Origin of the sequence: Pseudomonas sp. OG7 (genome assembly GCF_014192825.1) — a bacterium.
Classification (GTDB): Bacteria; Pseudomonadota; Gammaproteobacteria; order Pseudomonadales; family Pseudomonadaceae; genus Aquipseudomonas; species Aquipseudomonas monteilii.
In genome coordinates this window covers 149787-175844 of record NZ_JACHYK010000005.1, presented here as the reverse complement: position 1 = coordinate 175844, position 26058 = coordinate 149787, and the positions used below count along the sequence as shown (strand labels likewise).

At 62.8% G+C, this 26058-nt stretch carries 21 protein-coding genes; 10 read left to right on the top strand and 11 right to left on the bottom strand.

Translation table 11 applies throughout. From position 1 onward, the window contains the following. Nucleotides 1-24 precede the first annotated feature (24 nt). Nucleotides 25-1191 (top strand): MFS transporter, encoded by a 1167-nt coding sequence (locus tag FHW75_RS14005; RefSeq protein ID WP_027609405.1) that lies wholly within the window; start codon nucleotides 25-27, stop codon nucleotides 1189-1191. Here the strand turns inward: FHW75_RS14005 and FHW75_RS14000 are convergent. Together FHW75_RS14000 and FHW75_RS13995 are read right to left on the bottom strand one after the other, a co-directional pair. Further along, nucleotides 1188-2114 (bottom strand): DMT family transporter, encoded by a 927-nt coding sequence (locus tag FHW75_RS14000; protein ID WP_025753882.1) that lies wholly within the window; start codon nucleotides 2112-2114, stop codon nucleotides 1188-1190. The genes FHW75_RS14005 and FHW75_RS14000 overlap by 4 nt on opposite strands. Nucleotides 2115-2220: 106 nt before the next feature. After that, entirely contained in the window at nucleotides 2221-2616 is a 396-nt protein-coding gene (locus FHW75_RS13995) for a hypothetical protein (RefSeq protein ID WP_019099142.1), read from the bottom strand. A 207-nt stretch (nucleotides 2617-2823) separates the two neighbouring features. Here FHW75_RS13995 and FHW75_RS13990 point away from each other — a divergent pair, with 207 nt between their 5' ends. After that, nucleotides 2824-3096, top strand: coding sequence for a hypothetical protein (locus tag FHW75_RS13990; RefSeq protein WP_019099143.1), 273 nt, complete (start codon nucleotides 2824-2826; stop codon nucleotides 3094-3096). A 63-nt stretch (nucleotides 3097-3159) separates the two neighbouring features. Here the strand turns inward: FHW75_RS13990 and FHW75_RS13985 are convergent, their stop codons facing one another. Next, on the bottom strand, nucleotides 3160-4521 hold the full coding sequence (locus FHW75_RS13985; protein ID WP_016711890.1) for a DEAD/DEAH box helicase: 1362 nt from the start codon (nucleotides 4519-4521) through the stop codon (nucleotides 3160-3162). A gap of 103 nt (nucleotides 4522-4624) precedes the next feature. Here FHW75_RS13985 and FHW75_RS13980 point away from each other — a divergent pair, with 103 nt between their 5' ends. Continuing rightward, nucleotides 4625-5926, top strand: a complete 1302-nt coding sequence (locus FHW75_RS13980; RefSeq protein WP_016711891.1) for a mechanosensitive ion channel family protein — start codon at nucleotides 4625-4627, stop codon at nucleotides 5924-5926. A 44-nt stretch (nucleotides 5927-5970) separates the two neighbouring features. Here FHW75_RS13980 and FHW75_RS13975 read toward each other — a convergent pair whose 3' ends face one another. From FHW75_RS13975 to FHW75_RS13955, 5 genes are all read right to left on the bottom strand, one after another. Further along, the gene (locus tag FHW75_RS13975; protein WP_183673905.1) at nucleotides 5971-7347 is read right to left on the bottom strand and encodes a cytosine permease; all 1377 of its coding nucleotides are present in this window, start codon (nucleotides 7345-7347) and stop codon (nucleotides 5971-5973) included. A 182-nt stretch (nucleotides 7348-7529) separates the two neighbouring features. Beyond that, nucleotides 7530-8468 (bottom strand): AEC family transporter, encoded by a 939-nt coding sequence (locus tag FHW75_RS13970; RefSeq protein WP_016711893.1) that lies wholly within the window; start codon nucleotides 8466-8468, stop codon nucleotides 7530-7532. Between the two features lies 1 nt (nucleotide 8469). After that, nucleotides 8470-9345, bottom strand: coding sequence for a carboxylate/amino acid/amine transporter (locus FHW75_RS13965; protein WP_016711894.1), 876 nt, complete (start codon nucleotides 9343-9345; stop codon nucleotides 8470-8472). A gap of 184 nt (nucleotides 9346-9529) precedes the next feature. Continuing rightward, a complete protein-coding gene (locus FHW75_RS13960; protein ID WP_019099146.1) occupies nucleotides 9530-10129 on the bottom strand; it encodes an FMN-dependent NADH-azoreductase in 600 nt (199 codons plus the stop codon). 109 nt (nucleotides 10130-10238) lie between these two features. Next, the gene (locus FHW75_RS13955) at nucleotides 10239-10553 is read right to left on the bottom strand and encodes a hypothetical protein (RefSeq protein ID WP_025753884.1); all 315 of its coding nucleotides are present in this window, start codon (nucleotides 10551-10553) and stop codon (nucleotides 10239-10241) included. A gap of 48 nt (nucleotides 10554-10601) precedes the next feature. On the opposite strand from FHW75_RS13955, the gene FHW75_RS13950 reads away from it, so the two are divergent. From FHW75_RS13950 to FHW75_RS13935, 4 genes are all read left to right on the top strand, one after another. Further along, nucleotides 10602-11525, top strand: a complete 924-nt coding sequence (locus FHW75_RS13950; RefSeq protein WP_016711896.1) for a LysR family transcriptional regulator — start codon at nucleotides 10602-10604, stop codon at nucleotides 11523-11525. 13 nt (nucleotides 11526-11538) lie between these two features. Further along, on the top strand, nucleotides 11539-12351 hold the full coding sequence (locus FHW75_RS13945) for an alpha/beta fold hydrolase (RefSeq protein ID WP_016711897.1): 813 nt from the start codon (nucleotides 11539-11541) through the stop codon (nucleotides 12349-12351). Then, a complete protein-coding gene (locus FHW75_RS13940; RefSeq protein ID WP_019099147.1) occupies nucleotides 12345-12902 on the top strand; it encodes a peptidylprolyl isomerase A in 558 nt (185 codons plus the stop codon). The genes FHW75_RS13945 and FHW75_RS13940 overlap by 7 nt, the downstream gene beginning before the upstream one ends. Before the next feature lie 63 nt (nucleotides 12903-12965). After that, complete coding sequence (locus FHW75_RS13935; protein WP_019099148.1) at nucleotides 12966-14798, top strand: ABC transporter ATP-binding protein; 1833 nt, start codon at nucleotides 12966-12968, stop codon at nucleotides 14796-14798. Between the two features lie 63 nt (nucleotides 14799-14861). On the opposite strand, the gene FHW75_RS13930 is transcribed toward FHW75_RS13935, so the two are convergent. Next, nucleotides 14862-15989, bottom strand: a complete 1128-nt coding sequence (locus FHW75_RS13930) for a GNAT family N-acetyltransferase (protein WP_027615327.1) — start codon at nucleotides 15987-15989, stop codon at nucleotides 14862-14864. A 262-nt stretch (nucleotides 15990-16251) separates the two neighbouring features. Between FHW75_RS13930 and FHW75_RS13925 the strand changes: the two genes are divergently transcribed. Continuing rightward, on the top strand, nucleotides 16252-17496 hold the full coding sequence (locus FHW75_RS13925) for a putative porin (RefSeq protein WP_016711900.1): 1245 nt from the start codon (nucleotides 16252-16254) through the stop codon (nucleotides 17494-17496). A gap of 137 nt (nucleotides 17497-17633) precedes the next feature. On the opposite strand, the gene FHW75_RS13920 is transcribed toward FHW75_RS13925, so the two are convergent. Together FHW75_RS13920 and hrpA are read right to left on the bottom strand one after the other, a co-directional pair. Next, nucleotides 17634-18755 (bottom strand): beta-ketoacyl-ACP synthase III, encoded by a 1122-nt coding sequence (locus tag FHW75_RS13920; RefSeq protein ID WP_019099150.1) that lies wholly within the window; start codon nucleotides 18753-18755, stop codon nucleotides 17634-17636. A 174-nt stretch (nucleotides 18756-18929) separates the two neighbouring features. Beyond that, nucleotides 18930-22835, bottom strand: a complete 3906-nt coding sequence (gene hrpA, locus FHW75_RS13915) for an ATP-dependent RNA helicase HrpA (protein ID WP_183673903.1) — start codon at nucleotides 22833-22835, stop codon at nucleotides 18930-18932. 495 nt (nucleotides 22836-23330) lie between these two features. On the opposite strand from hrpA, the gene FHW75_RS13910 reads away from it, so the two are divergent. Together FHW75_RS13910 and FHW75_RS13905 are read left to right on the top strand one after the other, a co-directional pair. After that, nucleotides 23331-24695: a glutamine synthetase family protein gene (locus tag FHW75_RS13910; RefSeq protein ID WP_025753888.1), complete on the top strand. Its 1365-nt coding sequence runs from the start codon at nucleotides 23331-23333 to the stop codon at nucleotides 24693-24695. Nucleotides 24696-24719: 24 nt separating this feature from the next. Next, complete coding sequence (locus FHW75_RS13905; RefSeq protein ID WP_016711905.1) at nucleotides 24720-26027, top strand: FAD-binding oxidoreductase; 1308 nt, start codon at nucleotides 24720-24722, stop codon at nucleotides 26025-26027. Nucleotides 26028-26058: the final 31 nt, after the last annotated feature.

Here is a 26058-nt window from a genome sequence, read left to right as displayed (position 1 = left end):
TTACATCCGTGCAGGAGACTTGTCATGTCGCCACTTATCCAACTGCTGGCCAGCGCCGTGGCGCTGATGATGGCCATGGGCATCGGCCGTTTCGCCCTCACGCCACAATTGCCGCAACTGATCGCCGAAGGCCAGTTCGACCTGGCGGTTGCCGGGCTGGTCGCGGCAGCCAACTACCTGGGCTATTTCATTGGCGCGGTAGATGCCATGTTCGCCCGCTCACCCGGCCAGGTGCGACTGCGCCTGCAGGGTGGGCTGTGGTTGTGCGTGCTGCTGACCCTGGCCTCGTGGGCCGCTGAGGGGTTGTGGAGCCACCTGCTGCTGCGCTTTGGTACCGGCGTGGCCAGTGCCTGGGTGCTGGTGATGATCACCAGCCTCAGCCAGCAAGTGGCCAATGCACACAACCGCCAGCGCCAAGGCGCCCTGGTGTTCGCCGGGCCAGGCCTGGGCATTGCCATGACCGGGCTGCTGGCCTTAGTGTCGCATGTGCTGGGGCTGGGCTCGGCAGCCCTGTGGCTGATCTATGCCGTGGCGGCGCTGATGATGTTGCTGGCCGTGCGGCCATGGCTGCCACGCGCCCTGCAAGCGGCGCCAGCCCCGTCGCCAGTGCGCCAAGGCCCGACCCGCAGCGTGGGCATTGGCCGCCTGGGGCTGGTGTATGCGCTCTACGGCGTCGGTTACATCCTGCCGGCCACCTTCCTGTCGCAAATGGCCAGCCAACAGTTCCAGGGGCAGTGGCAGGCCGACCTGTTCTGGCCGGCGTTTGGCCTGGCGGCGGCCTTGGGCGTGCTGCTGGTAAGCCTGCGCCGTGGCGGCCGCACCTCAACCTGGCTGACCGCCACGCTGTGGCTGCAAGGGGTCGGCGTGCTGGCCTGCCTGTTGGGCGGGGGCATCGGGCTGGCGCTGGGCGTGGTGCTGTGTGGCGGGCCGTTCCTGGCCTGCATGCAACTGGTAATGCAACGCTCGCGAGAGCTGGCACCCCATGCCACGCAACGCAATGCCGGGCTATTGACCGCATGCTTTGCCCTGGGGCAGCTGAGTGGCCCGCTGCTGGCAGCACTCAGCATCCAAAACAGCGGCGGGCTGCAGCCGGCGCTGATGGCGGCGGCAGGCGGGTTGGTGGTGGCCGGGGGGCTGGTGAGGTTGGCACGCAGCGAGCGGGCCGGCGGCGCCTGCCCGGCAAACCTTTAACCTACATACCGCCGTAACTGCTTCTTCACCCAAGGCTCGGCACTTACCAGAATGACTCCCAGCAGCACCATCAACGCGCCAATCACAAAGTTGACGCTCAGCGGCTCATCCAGCAGCAGTACACCAAAGGTCACCCCGAACAGCGGGGTGATGAACGAAAACACAGCGAGGTTTGATGCCAGGTACTTGCGCAGCAACCAGAACCAGGTCAGGTAGCTGACGAACGACACCACAATCCCCTGGAACAGCACACTGCCCATGGCCAATGGCGTCAGCGACACGGCCCCGATCTGCCCACTGAGCAAGGCAATCAGCAACAGCCCGGCAAAACCCACCGCCAGCTGATAGAACAGGGTCAAGGTCGCCGGCGCCTCCGACAGCCGTGAGCAACGCACCACCACCGTGGTCGCGCCCCAGGCCAGGCCGGCGATTACACCGAAGGCATCACCCAGCAGCATGCGGCCATCCATCTCCTCGAACGACATGCCACCGGCAAACGCCATGGCAATGCCACCAAATGCCAGCAAAATCCCCAGCCACTGCAACAGCCTCAGGCGCTCGCTGGGTAACCGGAAATGCAAGCCCAACGCGGTAAACACCGGTGCGGTATAGAGGAACACCGACATGTGCGCGGCCGACGTCAGCTTCAGCCCCTCGGCAATGAACAGGAATTCAAGGCCGAACAACCCACCCGCCACCACCCCGGCGCGCCATGTACTGCCGACCTGTTCCCAGCCACCGCGCCAGCACAACATCAGGCCTACCAGAACGGCGGCGATACCATTGCGCAGGGCCGCTTGCATCACCGGGGCGATATCCACGGCGGCGGTTTTGATCAGCACCTGCTGGCAACCCCAGATCAGGCACAGCCCCAGCATCACCTGGAAAGCGAAGGCGTCAGGGTTCTTGCGGACCGCGCTCATGGGCGGGCCTCTGGTGTGATCGTCGGCATGGGCAAGGGCTCGGCAATATTCAGAAGTTACCGATTATCGGGTTTCCGTGCCCACCCTTGCCAGCCTCAAAACGACCTCAAGCAATCTGCGCCTTCGCTGACACCTGTTCGAAGGTGGCTTCATCCAGCGCATCCGCCTGCTCGTCCAGCACCTGACGCGGGTGCTCGAAGCCGGGGATGCTGCTATCGATCAGGCTCATCAGGCGCAAACCGCGCTCGGTCAACACAAAGTTTTCGCCATTGCCGCCCTCTTCTTCAGGCCGGCTTGCGATGAAGCCACGCTTGAACAGCAGCTTCTCGTACTCACAGGCCAGGGTTTTAAGCAGGTCCAGGTCTCCCACCGGCTCACCTTTGGCAGCCAGCGATGCTGCGTGCTGCTCGGCATAGGGGCGTGGGGTAAAGCTGTGACCAGCGCCGTTCTGCACCTCGTGCAACAAGCGCTCGATCAGGTCCCAGTCGTAGGGGATGCTCATGGTGATGGGCTCCAGCTGTGGACGGAAGGGGTACACAGGTTGGGACCGGAGAGTGAGTGGTGACGTTCCGGAAAGTTGAATGAGAGCCACGATATGAGTGCCCCACCTCGCTGGATGACTAACCGTTATCGCCATCGGTCGCAATCGCTGAACTTGCCCGCGCCTTTTGCCCTCCACCGCGCATAACCACCGCTGGAGGTAAAAAGGATGAAACCGCTGCTGCCCCTTACTTGCGCCATCGCCCTGTCCTGCGCCCTGCCCGCCTGGGCCTGCACACCGGAAGAAGCAACGCAGAAACGTGAAGAGCTGGCCGGGCTGGTTACCCAATTGACCGAGCAGAACCCGCAGAAGGCCAAGGAGATTAATGACGAGCTTCAGGGGATGGACCTGGAGACGGCGAGCAAGGACTTGCCCGACAAGTGTCAGCTGATTGACCAGCGGATCAAGGAGTTGAAAACGGCGGAGAAGAAGGCTGAGTAGTTGGCGCCTGTGCTGGCCTCTTCGCGGGCAAGCCCGCGAAGAAGCCAACACCGCTACTGAATGTTACTCAGTAGCCGGCTTGCGCTTTTTCAGTGGCGCCAGGCCATCAGCGCTGGCCAGCGGTGCATTTGGCCTCGGTTTGGCGGTCGGCTTGCGCTTGGCGGCAGCTTTCTTATCGCCGCCCTTCTTGTCTACCTTCTTCTTCTTGGCCCCAACAGCCTTGCCCGACGCCTTGACCTTCTTCGGCCCGCTGTAAGTACCCTTCACTTCCTTGATCACCCGGCGCTCGAACTGCTGCTTGAGGTAGCGCTCGATGCTCGACATCAGGTTCCAGTCATTGTGGGTGATCAGCGAGATTGCCAGGCCTTCGCCACCGGCGCGGCCGGTACGGCCCACACGGTGCACGTACTCGTCACCGCTGCGTGGCATGTCGAAGTTGATCACCAGGTCCAGGCCGTCGATGTCCAGGCCGCGGGCTGCGACGTCGGTGGCCACGAGCACCTTGGAGCTGCCTTGCTTGAAGCGCTCGATGGCCAGCTTGCGGTCCTTCTGGTCCTTTTCGCCGTGCAGCACGAATGCCTTCACGTCCTTGGCCACCAGGTGGCCGTAGATACGGTCGGCCAGGGCGCGGGTGTTGGTGAAGATGATCGCCTTGTCGAAGGTTTCGTTGGCCAGCAGCCACTGCACGATGGCTTCTTTGTGCTGGTCGTGGTCGGCGGTGATGATTTGCTGGCGGGTGCCTTCGGCCAGCTGCGACACGCTGTTGAGCATCAGGTGCTCAGGGTCTTTCAGCACCTTGCCGATGATGTCGCGCAGGGCCGCGCCACCGGTGGTGGCCGAGAACAGCAGGGTTTGCTCGCGGTTCTCGCACTCCTTGCACAGGCGCTCCATGTCTTCGGCGAAGCCCATGTCGAGCATGCGGTCGGCCTCGTCGAGGATCAGTACCTGCACGTGGGACAGGTCCAGGTTACCGGCATTGAGCTGCTCCAGCAGGCGGCCCGGGGTGCCGATCAGCACGTCCGGCACCTTGCGCAGCATGGCGGCCTGTTCCTTGAAGTCTTCACCGCCGGTGACCAGGCCCGCCTTGATGTAGGTGAACTGCGAGAACAGCTGCACTTGCTTGAGGGTCTGCTGGGCCAGCTCGCGGGTCGGCAGCAGGATCAGCGAGCGGATCTCTACCCGTCCACCTTTCAGGTCGACCAGGCGGTTCAGCAGCGGCAGCACGAAGGCTGCCGTTTTACCGCTGCCGGTCTGCGCGGTCACACGCAGGTCACGCCCTTGCAGGGCCAGGGGAATGGCCGCGGCCTGCACCGGGGTTGGCTCGACAAATTTAAGCTCGGCCACGGCTTTAAGCAGGCGTTCATGCAGGGCGAATTGGGAGAACACGGAGGTAACCTCGGGCAAGTGCGGGAAATTCAGTTGCATAGGGTAACGTTTTCTGCCGGCTTAGCCGAATTTCTTTTGGCAACTTTGCCGCCATCCGCGCTCTAATGGCACTTCGTTTCGCAACAAGACTGTACGCAAGCCCATGGATATCCAACGAATCTGGCGTGACTCCCTCGACCTGTGGGGCACCCTCGACCAACACCCCATGCTGCACGCGGCCATTGGCCTGGCGGTGCTGCTGCTGATTTCCCTGGTCATCGGCCGGCTGGCACGCTTCCTGGTACTGCACAGCGCCCGCCTGCTGGCACGCCAACCGGCGCTGAAGTGGCTGGACGACCTGCGCCACAACAAGGTGTTCCATCGCCTGGCACAAACCACACCGTCGCTGGTGCTGCAGTTTGGCCTGAAGCTGGTGCCAGAGCTGTCCGACACCGCCCAGCACTTCCTCGGCAATGTCGCCCTGGCCTTCACGCTGCTGTTCATGACCCTGGCGCTGTCGTGCCTGCTGGATGCCCTGCTCGACATCTACGCCCGCACCGAACACGCCCGCACCCGCTCGATCAAGGGCTACGTGCAGTTGGCCAAGATGATGCTGTGGATTTTCGCCGCCATCGTCATCATCGCCACCCTGATCGACCGCTCGCCGCTGTTGCTGCTGTCTGGCCTGGGTGCCATGTCGGCGGTGCTGCTGTTGGTGTACAAGGACACCCTGCTGTCGTTCGTCGCCAGCGTGCAGCTGACCAGCAACGACATGCTGCATGTGGGCGACTGGATCGAAATGCCGCAGGTGGGTGCCGATGGCGATGTGGTGGACATCACCCTTCACACCGTCAAGGTACAGAACTTCGACAAGACCATCGTGTCCATCCCCACCTGGCGCCTGATGAGCGAGTCGTTCCGCAACTACCGCGGCATGCAGCAGTCCGGTGGCCGGCGGATCAAGCGCAGCTTGTTCATTGATGCCGCTGGGGTACGCTTCCTCACCCGCGAAGAGGAACAGCGCCTGAGCCAGGTGCAGCTGCTGGGCGACTACCTGGCCGGCAAGCGCCAGGAGCTGCAAAACTGGAACGAGGCCCTGGGGCCGGTGGCGGAGCTGGCGGCCAACCGCCGCAAACTGACCAACATCGGCACCTTCCGCGCCTTTGCCCTGGCCTACCTTAAGAACCACCCCAACGTACACCCGAACATGACCTGCATGGTGCGACAGATGCAGACCACCGCCGAGGGTGTGCCGCTGGAGATCTACTGCTTCACCACCACCACGGTATGGGCAGACTACGAACGCATCCAGGGGGATATTTTCGACTATCTGCTGGCCGTGTTGCCGGAGTTCGGCTTGGGCCTTTATCAGCAGCCAAGTGGCAATGACATGCGGGCCGGGTTGGCGGGGCGCACAACGCCGGAATCGGCGCCGCGCCGCCTGGAAGCGATGAGCGAGGCTTGAATCACAGGGGCTGCATTGCAGCCCTTTCGCTTTTCAAGGCAGCCCTAGGGCGCACATTCCAGGGTTGTCGAAAGCGGCTTGCTTTCGCGCCCGTGGACCATGCAGTACAGCGCGCCGGCCAGGATCAAGCCCATGGCCCAACTGATGTCCACACCCAGCCATTCGGCCACGAAACCCGTGTAGAACGACAGTTTCATGAACGGGATGGTGCCGATGATCGACACGGCGTACACCGCCAGGCTTCGACGATTGAAACGTCCGTAGCGCCCCTTGGCGTCATACAGCGCTCCCACATCATAGTGACCCCGGCACACCCAGTAGTAGTCCACCAGGTTGATCGCGCTCCAAGGGATAAGCAGGTACAACTGGCCGATCAGGATGTCGGCAAAGAATGTGTCGAAGTTGTACTGGATGGCGATGGCGATCACCGTTGCCGCTGCGGTCAGGCAGGCCATTACCATGGCTTTGGCAGTTGAGGTCACGTGAGCGATCGTCTTGAACGCACCAAAGATCGTGACTGACGACATGTACGCGCTGTACAGGCACAGGACGTTGTACTGGATCACCCCCAGTGCGATCACTGCCAGCGCCAACGGCGCCAACGGGCCAAACAACGCGGCAATGGCCGTTGCAGGGTCATGCCCCAGTGCGGCGGGTAGTTCCACGGCCACCAGCGCACCCAATGCCATCATGGCGAAGGAGCCCAGCGCACAACCGCAATAGGTAGCCCAGAACGTGGCGCGAGGGTTGACGTTGGCCGGGAGGTACCGCGAGTAGTCGGCCACATAGGGGCCATAGCCCAGCGTCCAGGAGGCAGACTGGGCAACGATCAGGTTGAAGGCGGCGAACGAAAAGCCTGTGCTCACCGCCGTTGTGCTTTCGAGGCCGCCAGGGTGCAGCAGGATCAGCACCAGGGCGCCAGCAAAAACCAGGGTGGACAGCAGGCTCATCCAAGCCCCCAGGCGGTGGATGAGTTCGTAGCCGATAAAGCCAATGATAAAGGTCAGTACGCCCACCACCACAATGGCTTGGCCATCGCTCATGGGCATCAGCGCCTGCAGCGCTTCACGCATCAGCACGCCGCTTGCGGCGAGGAACAAGACGGCAGCCGTGACCATCACCAGCAACGGGATCGCCGCGCCGTGAACACCGAATTGGGCCCGGCTCTGGATCATCTGTGGCACGCCAAGGTGAGGGCCCTGGGCAGAGTGCGCCGCCATGAACACGGTGCCGATCAGGTTGCCGACCAGCAGGCCCAACAATGTCCAGCCAAAACTTAGCCCCGACGCGGCTCCCAGGGTGCCGACCATCAGTGCGGTTATCTGGAAGTTGGAGCTGAACCAGATGGTGAACAGTCGTTTAGGCGTGCCATAACGCTCAGCGTGTGGGACAAATTCGATACTTCGCGTTTCTAGCTTCACGCCGGTCTCCCGATTCATTTTCATGATTATCGGGTAGGCACCGGCGTGATTTGGGCTCAGTAACGAACGCGTCATAGCTGGTTGCGCCATGGCATGCTCGATAACGTCAGGGCCGATGAGCGGCCCCGCACCGACAGGAAAACGCATTGTTTGTAGGCGCGAGTTTATACGCAAAGAGGCCTTCAGCTACCCGCATACCCCAGCAGATACAACAGCCCGGTCAAGGTCACCAGCGAAGCCACGGTCGATAACAGGATCGTCCGCGATATCAGCCCCGCCTCGCGGTTGTAATACTCCGCCAGCATGAACGGCCCGGTCCCTGTCGGCAGTGCCGCCAACAGCACCGCCGAAGCCGCCCACATGCTCGGCAGGCTGAACACCTTGTACGCCAGCACCCAGGTCAGCGCCGGCTGCCCTACCAGCTTCAACCCCACCAACGGCCACGGACTGGCCTGTGCGCCAGTACGCTTTTCCGCCAGGAACGCGCCCAGCGATATCAAGGCGCACGGCGTGGTAGCCAACGCCAGCATGTCGAGAAAGTGCATCACCGGCTCGGCCAGCCCCAACCCGGTCATGGCCCAGCCAGCACCCGCCAGCGGCGAAATCACCAGCGGGTTCTTCGCCAGCGCCTTGCCCACCACCACGATGGCGCGGCCAATATGCCGCTCTTCCTGCAAACCGATCTCGATCAGTGTCAGCGAAATGGCGAACACCAGGCACACGACGATCAACGACGAGATCAGGGCCGGCTGCAAGCCAGCCTGACCGAACAGCAACAGACACAAGGGGATGCCGATATAGCCGGTATTGGCATAGCCCGCACTGAGCCCGTCGATGCTCGATGCCACCAGGCCATGGCCGCTGTACAGCCGCCACGCCAGCGTGACCACGAACATGGCCAAGGCACCCGCACCAAAGGCCACGATGAACCCAGGATGCCAGATCTCACTCCAGGTGGCGGTGGCGGTGACCTTGAACAGCAACGCCGGCAGGCACAGCCAGACCACCATCTTGTTGATTTCGGCGGCGGCCTTGTCGCCGAGTTTGTTGGTCTTGCGGCACAAGTAGCCAACCAGGATCAAAGCGAAGATCGGCGCAACAATGACGAAAATGGTGTGCATGTCAGGCTTTGCCGACCAGCGGAGACTGCGCGCGCGCCCCCAGACGGCTCAACCACACCGACGCCAGGATGATTCCGCCGCCGATGAACAGCCGCCCCAGCGGCTCGTGCTGGTTCCAGATCAACAGGTTCAGCAGCAGCCCTACCGGTACATGCAGGTTGTTCATCACCGCCAACGTACCGCCAGACACCAGGCACGCGCCCTTGTTCCACCAGTACAGGCCCAGCGCCGTCGGGCACAGGCCCAGGAACAGGAGCACCAGCCATTGCACATCGGTGCTCGGCAGGTGCTGGGCGTTGCCGAACAGCAGGAAGGCCGGCAACACCACCAGCAAGGCGCCCAGGTAGAAGTAGCCGAAGCGCGCGTAATGTGGCAGGTCGCTGGGGTGGCGCGCGACCAGGTGGCGGTACAGCACCTGGCCAGCGGCATAGGTGAAGTTGGCCAGTTGCAGCAGCAGGAAGCCGATGAAGAACTCGCCGCTGATGCTGTCGAAGCGGATCACCGCCGCACCGCCCACGGCAACCAGCGCGGCCAGCAGCGCCCACGGGTTGAAACGCCGGTTCATGGCGTCTTCGATCAGCGTCACATGCAGTGGCGTGAGGATGGTGAACAGCAGCACTTCCGGCACGGTCAGCACGCGGAAGCTTAGGTACAGGCAGACGTAGGTGATGCCGTACTGCAGCGCGCCGATCAACAGCATCGAGCGCATGAAGCGCGGCTCGACCTGGCGCCAGCGGGTCAATGGCAGGAACACCAGGCCTGCCAGCACCACCCGTGCGAGCACAGCAAAATAGCTGTCGACGTGCCCGGCCAGGTACTCGCCGATCAGGCTGAAGGAAAACGCCTGGATCAGCGCGACGATTATCAGGTAGCCCATGGTTGTCTCTCGTGAATCAAGGCCGCGACCTTAGCGGGTTGCGGCAAATGAGTTCAACCATGAGGAATGTAAGGGCTGAACCGGCCCCCACGGAAGCCCAGGCATAAAAAAGCCCGGCCATTGGCCGGGCAGGTACACCCAAAGGAGCAACAAACAGGTGTCAGGGTTGGGAATTCGTTGAACCTCAGGCCACGGCCGCCAGTTTGGCCTTGGCCTGGTTGACGCCCTTCTCATGGAACTCGCCGCTCATGTTCAGGCCTTCGGCATGGATGAAATCGACATCGTGAATACCGATGAAGGCCATCACCTGACGCAGGTACGGTTCCTGGTGGTCGCTGCTGGCACCGGCGTGAATGCCGCCACGGGCAGTCAGTACGATGGCGCGCTTGCCGGTCAGCAGGCCCTGCGGGCCGGTCGGGGTGTACTTGAAGGTGATGCCGGCGCGCAGTACGTGATCCAGCCAGGCCTTAAGGGTGCTGGGGATGGTGAAGTTGTACATCGGCGCGGCCATTACCAGCACATCAGCCGCCAGCACTTCATCGGTCAATTCGTTGGAACGGGCCAGGGCCTCCAGTTCGGCGGCACTGCGCTGCTCTTCGGGCTTCATCCAGCCACCCAGCAGATTGGCATCCAGGTGCGGCACCGGGTTCACCGCCAGGTCGCGCACCGTGATCTGATCGGCCGGGTGAGCGGCCTGCCATTGCTGGATGAAATCACGGGTCAGCTGACGGGAAACGGAATCCTGCTGGCGGGCGCTGCTTTCGATGATCAGTACGCGGGACATGGGGTGCCTCCATCGGCAAAAAGGGTTGCGATTCGATGGAGGTGAGATTAAGGCTTGACCTATCGATAAAAAAGCGTAAAAAGTGGGTTCAATCAATCGATTAATCAGTTTATTCCGCGCTACAGCTCAAGGCGATACGCAGTTTGATGATCTGCCGGTTGAACTTGGCGGTGACATCGACGCTTTTACCGGCCGGTACATTCACCCGGCGAACCCGGGGTGCTTCAGGGCCATTGCGGAAGGTCACCTTGCAGGCCGCCGGTACCTGCCCATAGTTGTTGAGGGTAATGGCGCCAATGTCGTAGGCCGTGTCATAGGCGGTGTAGTCAAGCTTTACCCCGGTCAGTTCCTTCTCCACATCGATGGGATAGGCCATGGCCCCGAGGGGCAGGCACATCAGTATTGCCGCACAACATTTCTTCATGGGCCGCTCTCCTTGAAAGAGGGCAGCTTAGGACAACAGGAGCGAAAGATGAAAGCGCCGCGCGTAACCCTTGACCAGTGGCGAACCCTGCAAGCAGTGGTCGATCACGGCGGGTTTGCCCAGGCCGCCGAGGCACTGCATCGCTCACAGTCCTCGGTCAGCTACACCGTGGCCCGCATGCAAGAGCAACTGGGCGTGCCACTGCTGCGTATCGACGGCCGCAAGGCGGTGCTTACCGACGCTGGCAACGTGCTACTACGCCGCTCGCGCCACCTGGTGAAGCAGGCCAGCCAGCTCGAGGACCTCGCCCACCACATGGAACAAGGCTGGGAAGCCGAAGTACGCCTGGTGGTCGATGCCGCCTACCCCAGCGCCCGCCTGGTACGTGCCCTGGCCGCGTTCATGCCGCAAAGCCGTGGCTGCCGGGTGCGCCTGCGTGAAGAAGTGCTGTCTGGCGTGGAAGAAGTCATGCATGAAGGCATCGCCGACCTGGCCATCAGCAGCTACAGCATCGGTGGCTACCTGGGCGCCGAACTGAGTGCGGTGGAGTTCGTCGCCGTCGCCCACCCTGAGCACAGCCTGCACCGCCTGGGCCGCGAGCTGACCTTCCAGGACCTGGAAAGCCAGTTGCAGGTGGTAATCCGCGACTCCGGCCGCGCTCAGCCGCGCGATGTCGGCTGGCTGGGTGCAGAGCAGCGCTGGACCGTCGGCAGCCTGGGCACCGCCGCTACCTTCGTCAGCAGCGGCTTGGGCTTTGCCTGGCTGCCCCGGCACATGATCGAGCGTGAGCTGCGCGAAGGCGTGCTCAAGCCGTTGCCGCTGGATCAGGGTGGCAGCCGCCATCCACTGTTCTACCTTTATTCGAGCAAAGAGAAGACCCTGGGCCCGGCCACGCAGATTCTCATCGACCTGCTGCGCAACTTCGACACCGCGCCACTGGACGTGCCCTTCGCAGCCCCCCCACAAGCTTGAGAGGACCGCGCCCATGGCCTATTTCGAACACGAAGGATGCACACTGCATTACGAGGAATATGGCCAGGGCGAACCACTGGTACTGCTGCACGGTCTGGGCTCCAGTTGCCAGGACTGGGAGCTGCAGGTGCCGGCGCTCAGCCGCCACTACCGGGTGATCCTCATGGACATTCGCGGCCACGGCCGTTCCGACAAACCCCGCGACGGCTACCAGATCGCGACCTTCAGTGCCGACCTGCTCGCCCTGCTCGAACACCTGCACACCGGCCCGGTGCACTTCGTCGGCCTGTCCATGGGCGGCATGGTCGGATTCCAGTTTGCCGTCGACCACCCGCAATGGCTGCGCAGCCTGTGCATTGTCAACAGCGCCCCCGAGGTCAAGCGCCGCACCCGCAGTGACTGGATATGGTGGCTAAAGCGCTGGGGCCTGGCGCGGCTGCTCAGTGTCGAAACCGTCGGCAAGGGCCTGGCTGAACGCCTGTTCCCCAAACCTCATCAAGCCGAACTGCGACAGAAGATGGCCCAACGCTGGGCGCGTAACGACAAGCGCGCCTACCTCAAGAGCTTCGACGCCATCGTCGACTGGGGCGTGCAGGAACGCATCGGGCAGGTCCACTGTCCTACCCTGATCATTGCCGCCGACCACGATTACACCCCGATACAACTGAAAGAGCGCTATGTCGCGCTGATGCCCAACGCCAGGCTGGTCGTCGTCGACGATTCCCGGCACGCTACGCCCCTCGATCAACCCGAGGTCTTCAACCAGACCCTGCTGCAGTTCCTCGCAGCCGCTTCCACCTCTCAAGGATCTTTGAGCCCATGCTGAAAAAACTCCTGCTCACCGCCTGCTCGGTCGCCTTCGCCACCAGCGTCATGGCCTCTGACAAGACCCCGCACGTTCTGCTGGACACCAGCTTCGGCCAGGTCGAAATCGAGCTGAACGCCGAGAAGGCGCCGGTCAGTACCAAGAATTTCCTGCAGTACGTTGACAGCGGCTTCTACAACAACACCATTTTCCACCGTGTAATCCCGGGTTTCATGGTCCAGGGCGGTGGTTTCACTGACCAGATGGTGCAAAAAAACACCAACGCCCCAATCAAGAACGAAGCCAGCAACGGCCTGCTGAACACCCGCGGCACCCTGTCGATGGCGCGCACCTCGGACCCGAACTCGGCCACCAGCCAGTTCTTCATCAACGTGGCCGACAACGACTTCCTCAACCCCGGGCGTGACCGTGGCTATGCCGTGTTCGGCAAGGTGACCAAGGGCATGGAAGTGGTCGACCAGATCGTCAACTCACCGACCACCATCAAGAAAGGCATGCGTGATGTGCCGGCCGACCCGGTCTACATCAAGTCGGCCAAACGCATCGACTGACCGCAGGCTTCACAGGGACGTGAAACCGCCTGAGGGCAGGATGGAACAGGAGTGTCGTTACCCATGCTGTACCGCCGTTTCGAACAACTGATCGATATTTTCCGCGAAGCACCCAGTGAATCGCCGCCGACCACCGTGTGGCCGTTCTACCTGTATTACCTGCGCCAGGTATGGCCCAGTTTTCTTGCCCTGCTGGTGGTCGGCCTGTTCGCCTCGCTGATCGAGGTGGCCATGTTTAGCTACCTCAGCCGCATCATCGACCTGGCCCAGGGCACGCCCAATGCCAACTTCTTCAGTGAGCACAGTGGCGAGCTGATCTGGATGCTGGTGGTGATCCTGGTGCTGCGGCCGGTGTTCTTCGGCCTGCACGACCTGCTGGTGCACCAGACCATCAACCCCGGTATGACCAGCCTGATCCGCTGGCAAAACCACACCTACGTGCTCAAGCAGAGCCTGAACTTCTTCCAGAGCGACTTTGCCGGGCGCATCGCCCAACGCATCATGCAGACCGGCAACTCGCTGCGCGACTCCGCCGTGCAGGCGGTGGACGCGCTATGGCATGTACTGATCTACGCCATTACCTCGCTGGTGCTGTTCGCCGAGGCCGACTGGCGCCTGATGCTGCCGCTGCTGCTGTGGATCGTCGGCTACATCGCCGCGCTCTTCTACTTCGTGCCAAGGGTGAAGGAGCGTTCGGTGATCTCCTCCGACGCCCGTTCCAAGCTGATGGGGCGGATCGTCGATGGCTACACCAACATCGCCACCCTGAAGCTGTTCGCCCACACCGACTACGAGCAGCAATACGCGCGCGAAGCGATCAGCGAACAGACCGAAAAAACCCAACTGGCGGCACGCGTGGTCACCAGCATGGACGTCGTCATCACCAGCCTCAACGGCCTGCTGGTGGTCACCACCACGGGCCTTGCGCTGTGGCTGTGGAGCCAGTCGCTGATTACCGTCGGCGCCATTGCCCTGGCCACCGGCCTGGTGATCCGCATCGTCAACATGTCGGGCTGGATCATGTGGGTGGTCAACGGCATCTTCGAGAACATCGGCATGGTCCAGGACGGCCTGCAGACCATTGCCCAGCCGGTCACCGTCACTGACCAGCCCAATGCGCCGGCGCTGAAGGTGAGCCGTGGCGCGGTGCGGTTCGATGACGTGGATTTCCACTACGGCAAGGCTGCCAACGTGATCGAAGGGCTCGACCTGAACATTCGCCCAGGCGAAAAAATCGGTTTGATCGGCCCGTCCGGCGCGGGCAAGTCGACCCTGGTCAACCTGCTGCTGCGGCTGTACGACGTGCAGGGCGGGCGTATCCTTATCGATGGCCAGGACATTGCCGAGGTGAGCCAGGCCAGCCTGCGCGCACAAATCGGCATGATCACCCAGGACACTTCGCTGCTGCACCGCTCGATCCGCGACAACCTGCTGTATGGCCGCCCCGGCGCCAGTGAGGCGGAGTTGCTCGACGCCGTGCGCCGCGCCCGCGCCGACGAGTTTATCCCGCAGCTATCCGACGCCCAGGGGCGCACCGGCTTCGATGCCCATGTGGGTGAGCGCGGGGTGAAGCTGTCGGGCGGCCAGCGCCAGCGCATCGCCATTGCCCGGGTACTGCTGAAGAATGCGCCGATCCTGATCATGGACGAAGCCACTTCGGCGCTGGACTCGGAGGTGGAAGCAGCCATTCAGGAAAGCCTGGAAACGCTGATGCAGGGCAAGACGGTGATCGCGATCGCCCACCGGTTGTCCACCATCGCGCGGATGGACCGGCTGGTGGTGCTGGACAAGGGGCGGATTGTCGAGAGTGGCAGCCACAGCGAGCTGCTGGAACAGCAGGGGTTGTATGCCCGGTTGTGGCATCACCAGACCGGGGGGTTTGTCGGGGTGGACTGAAACCTGTGCTGGTCTCTTCGCGGGTGAACCCGCGAAGAGACCAGCACAGGCAATACAAATGGATCAGTCCCGACGATAAGGCAACATCCCCCTCGCCTCCTCGGCATACCCCCTCACCCCTTCCCGCTCCTGCACCAGAAAATCCTCCACCGCCCGCCGCAACCCGGGGTGCAGCAGGTAATGCCACGACCGCGTCAACACCGGCTCGAACCCGCGTATCAGCTTGTGCTCCCCCTGCGCCCCGGCATCGAAACGCTGGTAGCCCTCGGCAATGGCAAAGTCCATCCCCTGATAGAAACACGTTTCGAAATGCAGCCGGTCGAATTCATCCAGGCAGCCCCAGTAACGGCCAAACAGGCTGTCGCCCCCCACCAGGCTCAGCGCCATCGCCACATCGCGCCCCCCCTGACGCGCCATTACCACCCGCACAGCCTCGGGCATGCGTTCGGCCAGCAGGCTGAAAAACGCGCGAGTCAGATAAGGCGCCCGGCGGCGTACGGCATAGGTGTTGGCGTAACAGAGGAAGACGAAATCCCACTGGGCTTCATCCAGTTCATCGCCTCGGTACCAGCGAAAATCAATACCCTGCCCCGCCACCTGCTCACGCTCCTTGCGCATCTGCTTGCGCTTGCGCGAACTCAGGCTGTCGAGAAAGTCCTGGAAATCTCGATACCCCCGATTTTGCCAATGGAACTGGCAACCCAAGCGCTCCATCCAGCCCGGCTGGGCTGCCAGTTGTTCGTCCAGCGCCGAGTCGGTGAAATTGATGTGCGCTCCGGATAGCCCACCCTTGGCCAAATACTCAGGCAGGGCCTGCAACATCATCAAACCGTCAGCCGGATCGGCCGCAAAAAGGCGTGGGCCACTCACAGGGCTGAACGGCACGGCCCCCAACAGCTTGGGATAGTAGGCAATGCCGGCCCGCTCACAGGCATCGGCCCAGCCATGGTCGAACACATACTCGCCATAGGAGTGCCACTTGCGGTACGCCGGCATCAGCGCCCGCACCTGCCCCTCACGCTCCAGGACCAAGTGCTCGGCAGCCCAGCCAGTTTTTCGCTGGACGCTGCCACTGTCTTCCATTGCACTGAGAAAGGCATGGCGCAGGAACGGCTGACCCGCTGGCACCAGGGCATCCCAGGTGGCCGCCGGAAGATCATGCAAGTTGGCAAGGCTGTACAGGCTGGTCACGGTTTCGGCTCGCTGTGAGAAGGCCTTCAGTATCCCCAAGTAAGGCCCGGCACTCAAATGACGAACGCCGGGCTGATCCTTTTATTCTCAATTACTTAACCGCAGTGCCACTAATCAGACATTAATCTGTCATTGGCCCCCGCAATACTTGCGCCTGTTTTCCGGAACCTCAGAACCTGTCTAGTCAGGCCCTTTCCGAAGACATGCCAACGCAGGGGCAGGCGCTTGAGCCTCCCCCATTTTTTTCAGTAGGGAGAACCTTATGCGTCTTGTTTCTACACTTACCGGAGTGAGCCTCACCGGCATGATGCTGGCTCTGAGCGCCCCGGCCAGTGCTGCTGTCGACGCCAAGCTGCTCGAAATGCTCCGCGCCAACGGCTCGATCAATCAGGCGCAGTACAACGAACTGCAGGGCGACCTGGCAAAAGAAACCAAGGAAAGGGCCGACCAGAAAGCTCAGTCTGAACGGATGAGCAACTTCGAACAGAAAGTGGCATGGGCCGCCAAGACCCAGATCAAGGGTGATGTGCGCCTGCGTTACGAAGACGTCAACGTCGACAACCCGATCTCCCGCAGCGGCAACCAGGACCGTGAGCGTGTACGTGCCCGTGTCGGCTTCTACAGCGAGATCAACCCGCAGGTTGACGCTGGCGTGCGTGTGGCCACCGGCAGCAGCGCCGATGCCCGTTCGACCAACCAGAGCCTGGACAACTACTTCGAGAAGAAATCGCTGTGGGTCGACCTGGCCTACCTCGACTGGCACCCGACTGCCGTGCCCAACCTGCACCTGATTGGCGGCAAGATGATGCAGCCATGGGTGAGCATGGGCGACATCATCTGGGACAGCGACATCAACCCGGAAGGCGTGGCAGCTACCTACAAGACCAACCTCGGCCCGGCCGAAGTGTTCGGCAGCATCGGCCACTACAACCTGAAGGACAACGTCGACGGCGACGGCGTGCAGTTCAAGCACGACGCGCAGCTGTACGCGGCCCAGCTGGGTACCAAGTTCAACGCGGCTGACACCGTCAAGGTTACCGTTGGCGGCAGCGTATACGGCTACGACAACGACAAGGCCTCGGCTGCTCTGCGCTCGCTGGGCAACACCACCGACGAGTTCAACCTGGTTGAAGGCTTCGGTCAGGTCGATTTCACCGGTTTCGCCATTCCACTGTCGGCTTACGGCCAGTTCGTCAAGAACACCGAAAGCACCGATGGCAAGGACAAGGCCTGGCTGGCTGGTTTGAAGAGCAAGATCGGTGCCTGGAGCCTGGACTACAACTACCGCGACGTGCAGCGTAACGGTGTAGTGAGCCTGTTCACCGACTCCGACTTCGGTAACGGCTTTACCGGTTCCCGTGGCCACAAGTTCAAAGTGGGCTACGAAATCGACAAGAACTTCGCCCTGGGCGCGGCCTACATGATGGCCAAGACCGACTACTCCAACCTGCCGAACAGCGATGCGGATGTAGACACCCTGCAGGTGGACCTGGAAGCCAAGTTCTAAGCGACACCCTCTTCTGCTTCACCTGAAGCGGGAAATGCCGACCCCATCCGGCGTTTCCCGCTTTTTTTTGCCTGGAAAAATGCACCGGCCTCTTCGCGGGCGAGCCCGCGAAGAGGCCGGTACAGGCTGACTAAGGATCAGCGCTTGCGCAGAATCACGCTACCAATCGAATACCCCGCACCAAACGAGCTCAATACGCCCAACGAACCCTTGGCCAGGTCATCCTGATAGAGGTGGAAGGCAATCACCGACCCCGCCGAACTGGTATTGGCATAGCGGTCCAGAATCACCGGTGCATCTTCCTCGGCCACCTCACGCCCCAGCAACTTCTTGACGATCAGGTGGTTCATGCTGAGGTTGGCCTGGTGCAGCCAGAAACGCTTCACATCGCTCGGTTGCAGGCCATTTTCCTGCAGGTGCTCACCGATCAGCTCGGCCACCTTCGGGCACACCTCACGGAACACCTTGCGGCCTTCCTGGATGAACAGCTTGTCTGCGGCGCCTTCGCCCTCTTCCGCTGCCCGGTTGAGGAAGCCGAAGTTGTTGCGGATGTTGTTGGAGAACTCGGTCCACAGCTTGGTGCTGACGATGTCGAACTGGTGCGCCGAGGTGGCCTTGTCGGCACGCTCGAGCAACACCGCAGTGGCGGCATCACCGAAAATGAAATGGCTGTCGCGGTCACGGAAGTTCAGGTGCCCGGTGCACACCTCGGGGTTGACCATCAGCACCGCGCGCGCCTGGCCCAGGGCCACGCTGTTGGCAGCGGTCTGGATGCCGAAGGTGGCCGACGAGCAGGCCACGTTCATGTCGAAGGCAAAGCCCTGGATGCCCAGCGCCTGTTGCACTTCGATGGCGATGGCCGGGTACGGGCGCTGCAGGTTGGAGCAGGCGACGATCACGCCATCGACATCGGCAGCCGTGCGGCCGGCACGCTCCAGGGCCTGGCGGGCAGCGGCCACGGCCATTTCGCAGAGCACCGAGGGCTCGTCATTGGAACGCTCGGGCAGGCGTGGTTTCATGCGCTGCGGGTCGAGGATGCCGGCCTTGTCCATCACGAAGCGGCTCTTGATGCCCGAGGCCTTTTCGATAAAGGCCGCATCGGACAGCGGCGCTGCTTCAACTTCGCCGCGCTCGATGGCAGCGGCGTTGTCCTGGTTGAACTGCTGCGACCAGGCGTTGAAGGAAGCCACCAGTTCTTCGTTGGAAATGCTCTGGGCCGGGGTGTACAGGCCGGTGCCGCTGATCACGACGTTATGCACGGTCGTTCCTCTGGTCAAAGGCCATCGCCACGGGGCGCTGGCTGGGAATATGACAATTTAGTGGCACTTTAGTACCAAATCAGGAGCGTACGTTACCCCTGTGGGAGCGGGCTCACCCGCGAAGGGCCGCAACGCGGCCCCAAACTCCCTGAAGTTTGCCACAAATTGGGCAGGTTAGCCTTCCACCTGGCTCCACTGTTTGCTCAATCTTTTGTCGGAAATCGGCACCTTGGTGCCCAACTGCTGGGCAAACAGCGACACCCGGTATTCCTCCAGCCACCAGCGGTACAACGTCAGTTGCTCATCGCGCTTGCCTTCCTGGGCATGCTTGTCGGCACGCGCCTTGTACTGTGCCCACAAGTTGGCCAGCTCACCGCTCCATACCCGGTCCTTCTGCACCTGCGAACCCAGCTTCTCCAGGCGCAATTCCACCGCCTTGAGGTAACGCGGCAGCTCCTTGAACCAAACCCCGGGCGTTTCACGCACAAAGCCCGGGTACACAAGGTTGCCCAGCTGTTGCTTGATGTCGTTCAGCGCCACCGCCTGGCTCAGGTCGATCTTGCCCTTGAAGCGCTTCTGCAGCCCATGCCACAGTTTCAGCACCTCCAGCGTCTGGCGCGCCAACCGCTCGGCATGCTCGGCCCAGCTGCCGCGCTTGCGCTCAGCCAGCCTGGCCAAGGCCGCACCATCACGCGGCAACGGCTGTTCACCTTCAAGGATACAGCTGTCCAGGCTGGCCAGCAGGATGTCCTCGACCAGTGCCTCGACCCTGCCCATTTCACGGTACAGCAGGCCAAGCTCGGTCAGGCCCGGCAGCTTGCCGCGCAGGTACTTGGCCGGCTCGGCCAATTGCTGCAACAACAGGCGCTGCAGGGCACGGCGGTGCTGGAACTCGGCTTCGGCCTGGGTCGAGAAGCGCCCTTCGCGCACGCTACCGCCCTCTTCCACCAACGCCGGGTACACGGTCATCGACAGGCCGGCAATCTTCTGTTGGGCGGTCTGCTTCACTTCGCTGAAAGCCTTCGCCTGCACCGGCTGCTCGCTCTTTTCGGTACGCGGCACCGCCAAGGCAGCCTGGCTGGCGGCAGCAAAGCGCGCGGTCAGCTCGGCCAGGTCGCGGCCTTCGCCAAGGAACTTGCCCTGGCCGTCGACCACTTCGATGTTCATGCGCAGGTGGCCTTCGACCAGCTGGACCGACTCGTCCCAGGCCTCGTCGGACACCCGCGCACCGGTCATGCGCAGCAGCTCCTGGCCCAGGGCCTGCGGCAGTGCGCCCTGACCGAAGGTCATACGCGCCAGCGAAGCCTTGACGAAGTCCGGCACCGGCACGAAGTTCTTGCGCAAGGCCTTGGGCAGGTTGCGTATCAGCGCCACGCACTTGGCCTCCAGCAAGCCTGGCACCAGCCATTCCAGGCGCTCGCCGGGCAGGCTTGGCAGCAACGGTGCCGGCACCCGCACGGTCACGCCGTCACGCGGGTGGCCGGGTTCGAAGTGATAGCTCAGCGGCAGGCGCAGCTCGCCGACCTGCATGCTGTCGGGGTACTGCGCGGCAGTGACTTCGCTAGCCTCACGGGCCAGCACGTCTTCCTCACGCATGATCAGGAGGTTGGCATCCTTCTGGCTGCCCATGCGGTACCAGCTGTCAAAGGTCGCGGTCTGGTGGATTTCCGCCGGCAGGCGCGCTTCGTAGAAGGCGTACAGCGTTTCTTCGTCAGCCAGAATGTCGCGCCGGCGGGCCTTGGCCTCCAGCTCGTCGAGTTCTTCGAGCAGGCGTTTGTTGGCCGCCAGGCACTTGGCCCGCGACTGTATTTCGCCACCCACCAGGCCCTCGCGGATGAACAGCTCACGCGAAATGACCGGGTCGATCGGGCCAAAGTGCACCGGGCGGCGGCCGACCAGAATCAGGCCGTACAGGGTGATCTGCTCATAGGCCACCACCTGACCGCGCTTCTTCTCCCAGTGCGGTTCGAAGTGGTTTTTCTTGACCAGGTGGCCAGCCAGCGGCTCGATCCAGTCAGGCTCGATCTTGGCGACCATGCGCGCATACAGCTTGGTGGTCTCGACCAGTTCGGCGGCCATGACCCACTGCGGTCGCTTGCGCCCCAGGCCCGAGGACGGGTGCACCCAGAAGCGCCGTTGACGCGCCCCCTGGTAGTCGCCCTCTTCGGTCTTCTGGCCGATCTGGCTGAGCAGGCCACTGAGGATGGCCTTGTGCATCTTCTGGTAGTCGGACGGTTCCTTGTTCACCGTCAACTGCAGGTCACGGCAGATCAGCGCCAGCTGGCGGTGGGCATCGCGCCACTCACGCAGGCGCAAGTAGTTCAGGAAATGCTTGCGGCACCAGTTGCGCAGCGGGTTGGCCGTCAGCGCCTGGCGCTGCTCTTCAAAACCGCGCCACAGGTTGACCAGCGCGGCGAAGTCGGAGTCCACGTCCTTCCATTGCGCATGGGCCTGATCAGCCGCCTGCTGACGCTCTGGCGGGCGCTCGCGTGGGTCCTGCACCGACAGTGCGCTGGTAACGATCAGCACTTCCTGCAGGCTGCCCAGTCGGGCGCCTTCGAGTAGCATGCGGCCCAGTCGTGGGTCGATGGGCAGGCGGGCCAGTTGGCGGCCAATCGGCGTCAACTGGTTTTCGCGGTTGACCGCTGACAGTTCCTGCAGCAGGTTGAAACCATCGCTGATGGCCTTGCCATCCGGCGGCTCGATGAACGGGAACGCATCGATCGCGCCCAGGCGCAGGTGCAACATCTGCAGGATCACCGCCGCCAAGTTGGTGCGCAGAATCTCCGGGTCGGTAAACGCCGGCCGGCTGTTGAAGTCCTCTTCGCTGTACAGACGTACGCAAATGCCCGGCTCGACCCGGCCGCAACGGCCTTTACGCTGGTTGGCGCTGGCTTGGGACACCGCTTCGATGGGCAGGCGCTGCACTTTGGCGCGGTAGCTGTAGCGGCTGATGCGTGCGGTGCCGGTGTCGATCACGTAGCGGATGCCCGGCACGGTCAGCGAGGTTTCGGCCACGTTGGTGGCCAGCACCACGCGGCGCCCGGTGTGCGGCTGGAAGATGCGCTGTTGCTCGGCCGGCGACAGGCGTGCATACAGCGGCAGGATCTCGGTGTGGCGCAACTGCGCCTTGCGCAGGATTTCAGCGGCATCGCGGATTTCCCGCTCGCCGGGCAGGAAGATCAGCACATCGCCCGGGCCTTTGTCTTCGCTGCGTTCGTGGTGCGCCAGCTCATCCAGTGTGGCGAGGATGGCCTGGTCGACGGTGAGGTCGTCCTCGATCTGGTTGCCTTCTTCATCCTGCTCGCTGGTGAGCGGGCGGTACCAGGTTTCCACCGGGAATGTGCGCCCGGACACCTCGATGATCGGCGCGCCATCGAAGTGTTTGGAAAAGCGTTCCAGGTCGATGGTGGCCGACGTGATGATCAGTTTCAGGTCTGGCCGGCGATGCAGCAGTGTCTTCAGGTAGCCGAGCAGGAAATCGATATTCAGGCTGCGTTCGTGGGCTTCGTCGACGATGATCGTGTCGTAGCGCTCAAGAAAGCGGTCGTGCTGGGTTTCGGCCAGCAGGATGCCATCGGTCATCAGTTTGACCAGGGTATTGGCATCGCTCTGGTCTTCGAAACGTACCTGGTAACCGACCAGCCCGCCCAGCGGGGTGCCCAGCTCTTCGGCAACCCGTGCTGCCACGCTGCGCGCGGCGATCCGGCGTGGCTGGGTGTGGGCGATCAGGCCGTGGCTGCCACGCCCCAGTTCCAGGCAAATCTTTGGCAGCTGGGTGGTCTTGCCCGAACCGGTTTCGCCGGCGATCACCAGCACCTGGTTTTCGGCCAGGGCCTTCTTGATTTCGTCACGCTTGGCGGCGATCGGCAGGTTGTCGTCGTAGCGCACGGTCGGCACGCTTTGCTGACGTGCAGTGACCTGGGCGCAGGAGGCCTGGACCTTTTCCACCCACTGCGAAAGCTTCGCCTCGTCGGGGCGCTTGCGCAGTTCGTGCAGTTGCCGGCGCAGACGATGGCGGTCGGCAATCATGGCGTGGTCGAGGTTTTGCAGCAGTTTGTCGATGGCGTGGTCAGTCATGGGGCTTTTTAGTGATGCAGGTGGCCCTGCTTTTTCATGATCGGCATTCGAAGGATGCGCGATTGTCGCAGATTTGGGCCTACTTTGCTGTCATGGTAGGAGAGCGGCCTTGTGCCGCAGCCCTTCGCGGCACAAGGCCGCTCCTACAGGGATCGTATAGCGGCTGAAAGTTTAGCAAGGGTATACGTAAAGGTTGCCATTCACTGCTTTAATCAACCTTACGCCGCATGTGAGTATCAAAAGCATGACTCCCGTCCAGCACATCGCCCCACCGTCGTCCCGCCCTTCGTTACCGAAGGCCCGGAGCCGTGCCGGGGAAAATCCGCTGGTGCACATCATCCTCGCCTTCTGGGCCTTGTGGCACTGCCGTCACGCACGCCCACCGGACTGCCAGCTCACGCCTTTGTGACCAAACCCGGCCATTGTCTGGCCGTTTGACTCAACTGGACCGCGCGTTCTGCGCGAACGTCCTGTGCGCCCGTGAGCGAATACATCATGCACTTTGCACCTGTAGAGCAGGCTTCCCGTTTCCTGGCTGAAAACCCCGATATCGAGCTGTTCGAACTGTTCATCCTCGACGCCAACGGCGTACCACGCGGCAAGCTGCTGCACCGTGATGAATTGCTGGCCGTGTACCAGACCGGCCGGCCGCTGCCCAGCACCATCCTTGGCCTGACCCTGAACGGTGACGACGTGGAAAATTCGGGCCTGGTGTGGGACGTGGGCGACATCGACTGCCGCGCCTACCCACTCGAAGGCAGCCTGGTGCGCCTGCCCTGGCGCCGGGTGCCGACCGCGGCCGTACAAGTCAGCATGCACCCTACCGAGGGCCTGCCAGCCAGCATCGCCGACCCGCGCCATGTGCTGCTGCGCACCATCGACGCCCTGAAAGCCGACGGCTACCACCCCGTAATGGCCTGCGAGCTGGAGTTCTACCTGCTCGACCAGCAACGCGATGCCCAGGGCCGCCCGCAACCGGCGCTGGACAATGACGGTGGCCGCCCACGCACCACCCAGGTCTATGGCCTGCGCGAGCTGGAACAGATCGAACCCTTCCTCGCCGACCTGTACGCCGCCTGCAAGGCGCAGGGCATTCCGGCGCGCACTGCGATTTCCGAGTACGCCCCCGGCCAGGTGGAAATCACTCTTGAGCACGGCGACGCCCTAAAAGCGATGGACCAGGCCGTGCGCTACAAGCGCCTGGTTAAAGGCGTGGCCCATGCCCACGGCATGCAGGCCTGCTTCATGGCCAAGCCGTTTGCCAACCTGGCCGGCACCGGCATGCACATGCACCTGAGCCTGGCCGACAGCGCGGGCAACAACCTGTTCGCCAGCGAAGACAAGGCCGGCACCCCGCTGCTGCGCCAGGCCGTGGCGGGCATGCTGCGCCACCTGCGCGACTCGCTGCTGCTGTTTTGCCCCAATGCCAACTCGTTCCGTCGCTTCCAGGCCAACAGCTATGCGCCGCTGGCCCCGACCTGGGGCGTGGACAACCGCACCGTGAGCCTGCGCGTGCCCGGCGGCCCGGCCAACAGCCGGCATGTAGAGCATCGCATTTGCGGCGCCGACGCCAACCCTTACCTGGCTGCCGCAGCGATCCTCGCCGCCAGCCATCGCGGCATCCGCGAACAGCTGGACCCAGGCGCACCGGTGGAAGGCAACGGCTATGCCCAGGCCACCGAGCACTTGCCCACCGACTGGCTGACCGCCCTCGATGCCCTGCAGCATTCCCATTGGGCTCGCGAAGCCTTGGGCGACGACTTCCTTGGCGTGTACCTGAAGGTAAAGCGTGCCGAGTACCGCCAGTTCATGGCCGAAGTCAGCGAGCAGGACTGGCGTTGGTATCTGCACCAGGCCTGAGCCCCTATCTAACAAGGAACACCCATGAACGCAGCATTGAACAAAGGCCCGGCGCAGCGTGCGCCGTCCTATTACACCGCCTCCCTCAACGACCACACCGAGTACCCGCAACTCAAGGGCACGGTGCAGGTGGATGTGGCCATCATCGGCGGCGGCTTTACCGGCGTGGCCACGGCGGTGGAGCTGGCCGAGCGTGGCCTGAAAGTGGCCATCGTCGAAACCAACCGCATCGGCTGGGGCGCCAGCGGGCGCAATGGCGGCCAGGTCACCGGCAGCCTGTCGGGTGATGAGGCCATGCGCTCGCAGATGCGCAACCACCTGGGTGCCGAAGTCGACGACTTCATCTGGCACTTGCGCTGGCGCGGTCACCAGGTGATCGAGCAGCGCGTGGCGCGCTATGGCATCGACTGCGACCTCAAGCGCGGCCACCTGCATGCGGCAATGAAACCTTCGCACATGGACGAACTGCGTGCCTTCGAGGCCGAGGCCCACCGCCGTGGCATGGGCGAGCAGGTGCAATTGCTGGACCGTGCGGCAGTGGCCGAGCACCTGCAAAGCCCGCTGTACCTGGGCGCACTGAAAAACCTGCGCAACCTGCACCTGCACCCGCTCAACCTGTGCCTGGGTGAAGCCCGTGCGGCCCACAGCCTGGGTGCACTGATCTTCGAGAACTCCGAGGTGCTGGACATCGTTCACGGCCCGCGCCCGGCAGTGGTCACTGCCCATGGCCGGGTCGAAGCGCGCCAGGTAATGCTGGCCGGCGATGTGTATCACAAGCTGGAAAAGCGCCAGCTCAAGGGCAAGATCTTCCCGGCCATGGGCGGCATCGTCACCACCGCGCCGCTGGGTGAGCTGGCCGAGCAGATCAATCCGCAGGACCTGGCGGTATACGACTGCCGCTTCGTGCTCGACTACTACCGTCTGACCGCCGACAAACGCCTGCTGTTTGGTGGCGGCGCCAATTACTCGGGCAAGGACTCACGCGACATCGAAGGCGAGCTGCGCCCGTGTATCGAACGCACCTTCCCGGCGCTCAAGGGCGTGCCGATCGAGTTCCAGTGGAGCTGTGCCATGGGCATCGTGGTCAACCGCATTCCGCAGTTGGGCAAGCTGTCGGACAACGTATGGTATTGCCAGGGTTACTCGGGGCATGGCATTGCTACCAGCCACATCATGGGCGAGATCATGGCCGAGGCATTGACCGGGACGCTGGAGAAGTTCGACACCTTCGCGCAATGCAAGCATGTGCGCGTGCCGATGGGGGACTTGCTGGGGAACCCGCTGCTGGCGGCGGGGATGTGGTACTACCAGATGCTTGAAAAGCTGCGCTGATTTCACTGGCCTCTTCGCGGGTAAACCCGCG

What these genes read in the sequence shown, in the direction of transcription:
- FHW75_RS14005 (WP_027609405.1), top strand. Translation starts at nt 25, where the DNA reads ATGTCGCCACTTATCCAACTGCTGGCCAGCGCCGTGGCGCTGATGATG.
- FHW75_RS14000 (WP_025753882.1), bottom strand. Translation starts at nt 2,114, where the DNA reads ATGAGCGCGGTCCGCAAGAACCCTGACGCCTTCGCTTTCCAGGTGATG.
- FHW75_RS13995 (WP_019099142.1), bottom strand. Translation starts at nt 2,616, where the DNA reads ATGAGCATCCCCTACGACTGGGACCTGATCGAGCGCTTGTTGCACGAG.
- FHW75_RS13990 (WP_019099143.1), top strand. Translation starts at nt 2,824, where the DNA reads ATGAAACCGCTGCTGCCCCTTACTTGCGCCATCGCCCTGTCCTGCGCC.
- FHW75_RS13985 (WP_016711890.1), bottom strand. Translation starts at nt 4,521, where the DNA reads ATGCAACTGAATTTCCCGCACTTGCCCGAGGTTACCTCCGTGTTCTCC.
- FHW75_RS13980 (WP_016711891.1), top strand. Translation starts at nt 4,625, where the DNA reads ATGGATATCCAACGAATCTGGCGTGACTCCCTCGACCTGTGGGGCACC.
- FHW75_RS13970 (WP_016711893.1), bottom strand. Translation starts at nt 8,468, where the DNA reads ATGCACACCATTTTCGTCATTGTTGCGCCGATCTTCGCTTTGATCCTG.
- FHW75_RS13965 (WP_016711894.1), bottom strand. Translation starts at nt 9,345, where the DNA reads ATGGGCTACCTGATAATCGTCGCGCTGATCCAGGCGTTTTCCTTCAGC.
- FHW75_RS13960 (WP_019099146.1), bottom strand. Translation starts at nt 10,129, where the DNA reads ATGTCCCGCGTACTGATCATCGAAAGCAGCGCCCGCCAGCAGGATTCC.
- FHW75_RS13955 (WP_025753884.1), bottom strand. Translation starts at nt 10,553, where the DNA reads ATGAAGAAATGTTGTGCGGCAATACTGATGTGCCTGCCCCTCGGGGCC.
- FHW75_RS13950 (WP_016711896.1), top strand. Translation starts at nt 10,602, where the DNA reads ATGAAAGCGCCGCGCGTAACCCTTGACCAGTGGCGAACCCTGCAAGCA.
- FHW75_RS13945 (WP_016711897.1), top strand. Translation starts at nt 11,539, where the DNA reads ATGGCCTATTTCGAACACGAAGGATGCACACTGCATTACGAGGAATAT.
- FHW75_RS13940 (WP_019099147.1), top strand. Translation starts at nt 12,345, where the DNA reads ATGCTGAAAAAACTCCTGCTCACCGCCTGCTCGGTCGCCTTCGCCACC.
- FHW75_RS13935 (WP_019099148.1), top strand. Translation starts at nt 12,966, where the DNA reads ATGCTGTACCGCCGTTTCGAACAACTGATCGATATTTTCCGCGAAGCA.
- FHW75_RS13925 (WP_016711900.1), top strand. Translation starts at nt 16,252, where the DNA reads ATGCGTCTTGTTTCTACACTTACCGGAGTGAGCCTCACCGGCATGATG.
- hrpA (WP_183673903.1), bottom strand. Translation starts at nt 22,835, where the DNA reads ATGACTGACCACGCCATCGACAAACTGCTGCAAAACCTCGACCACGCC.
- FHW75_RS13910 (WP_025753888.1), top strand. Translation starts at nt 23,331, where the DNA reads ATGCACTTTGCACCTGTAGAGCAGGCTTCCCGTTTCCTGGCTGAAAAC.
- FHW75_RS13905 (WP_016711905.1), top strand. Translation starts at nt 24,720, where the DNA reads ATGAACGCAGCATTGAACAAAGGCCCGGCGCAGCGTGCGCCGTCCTAT.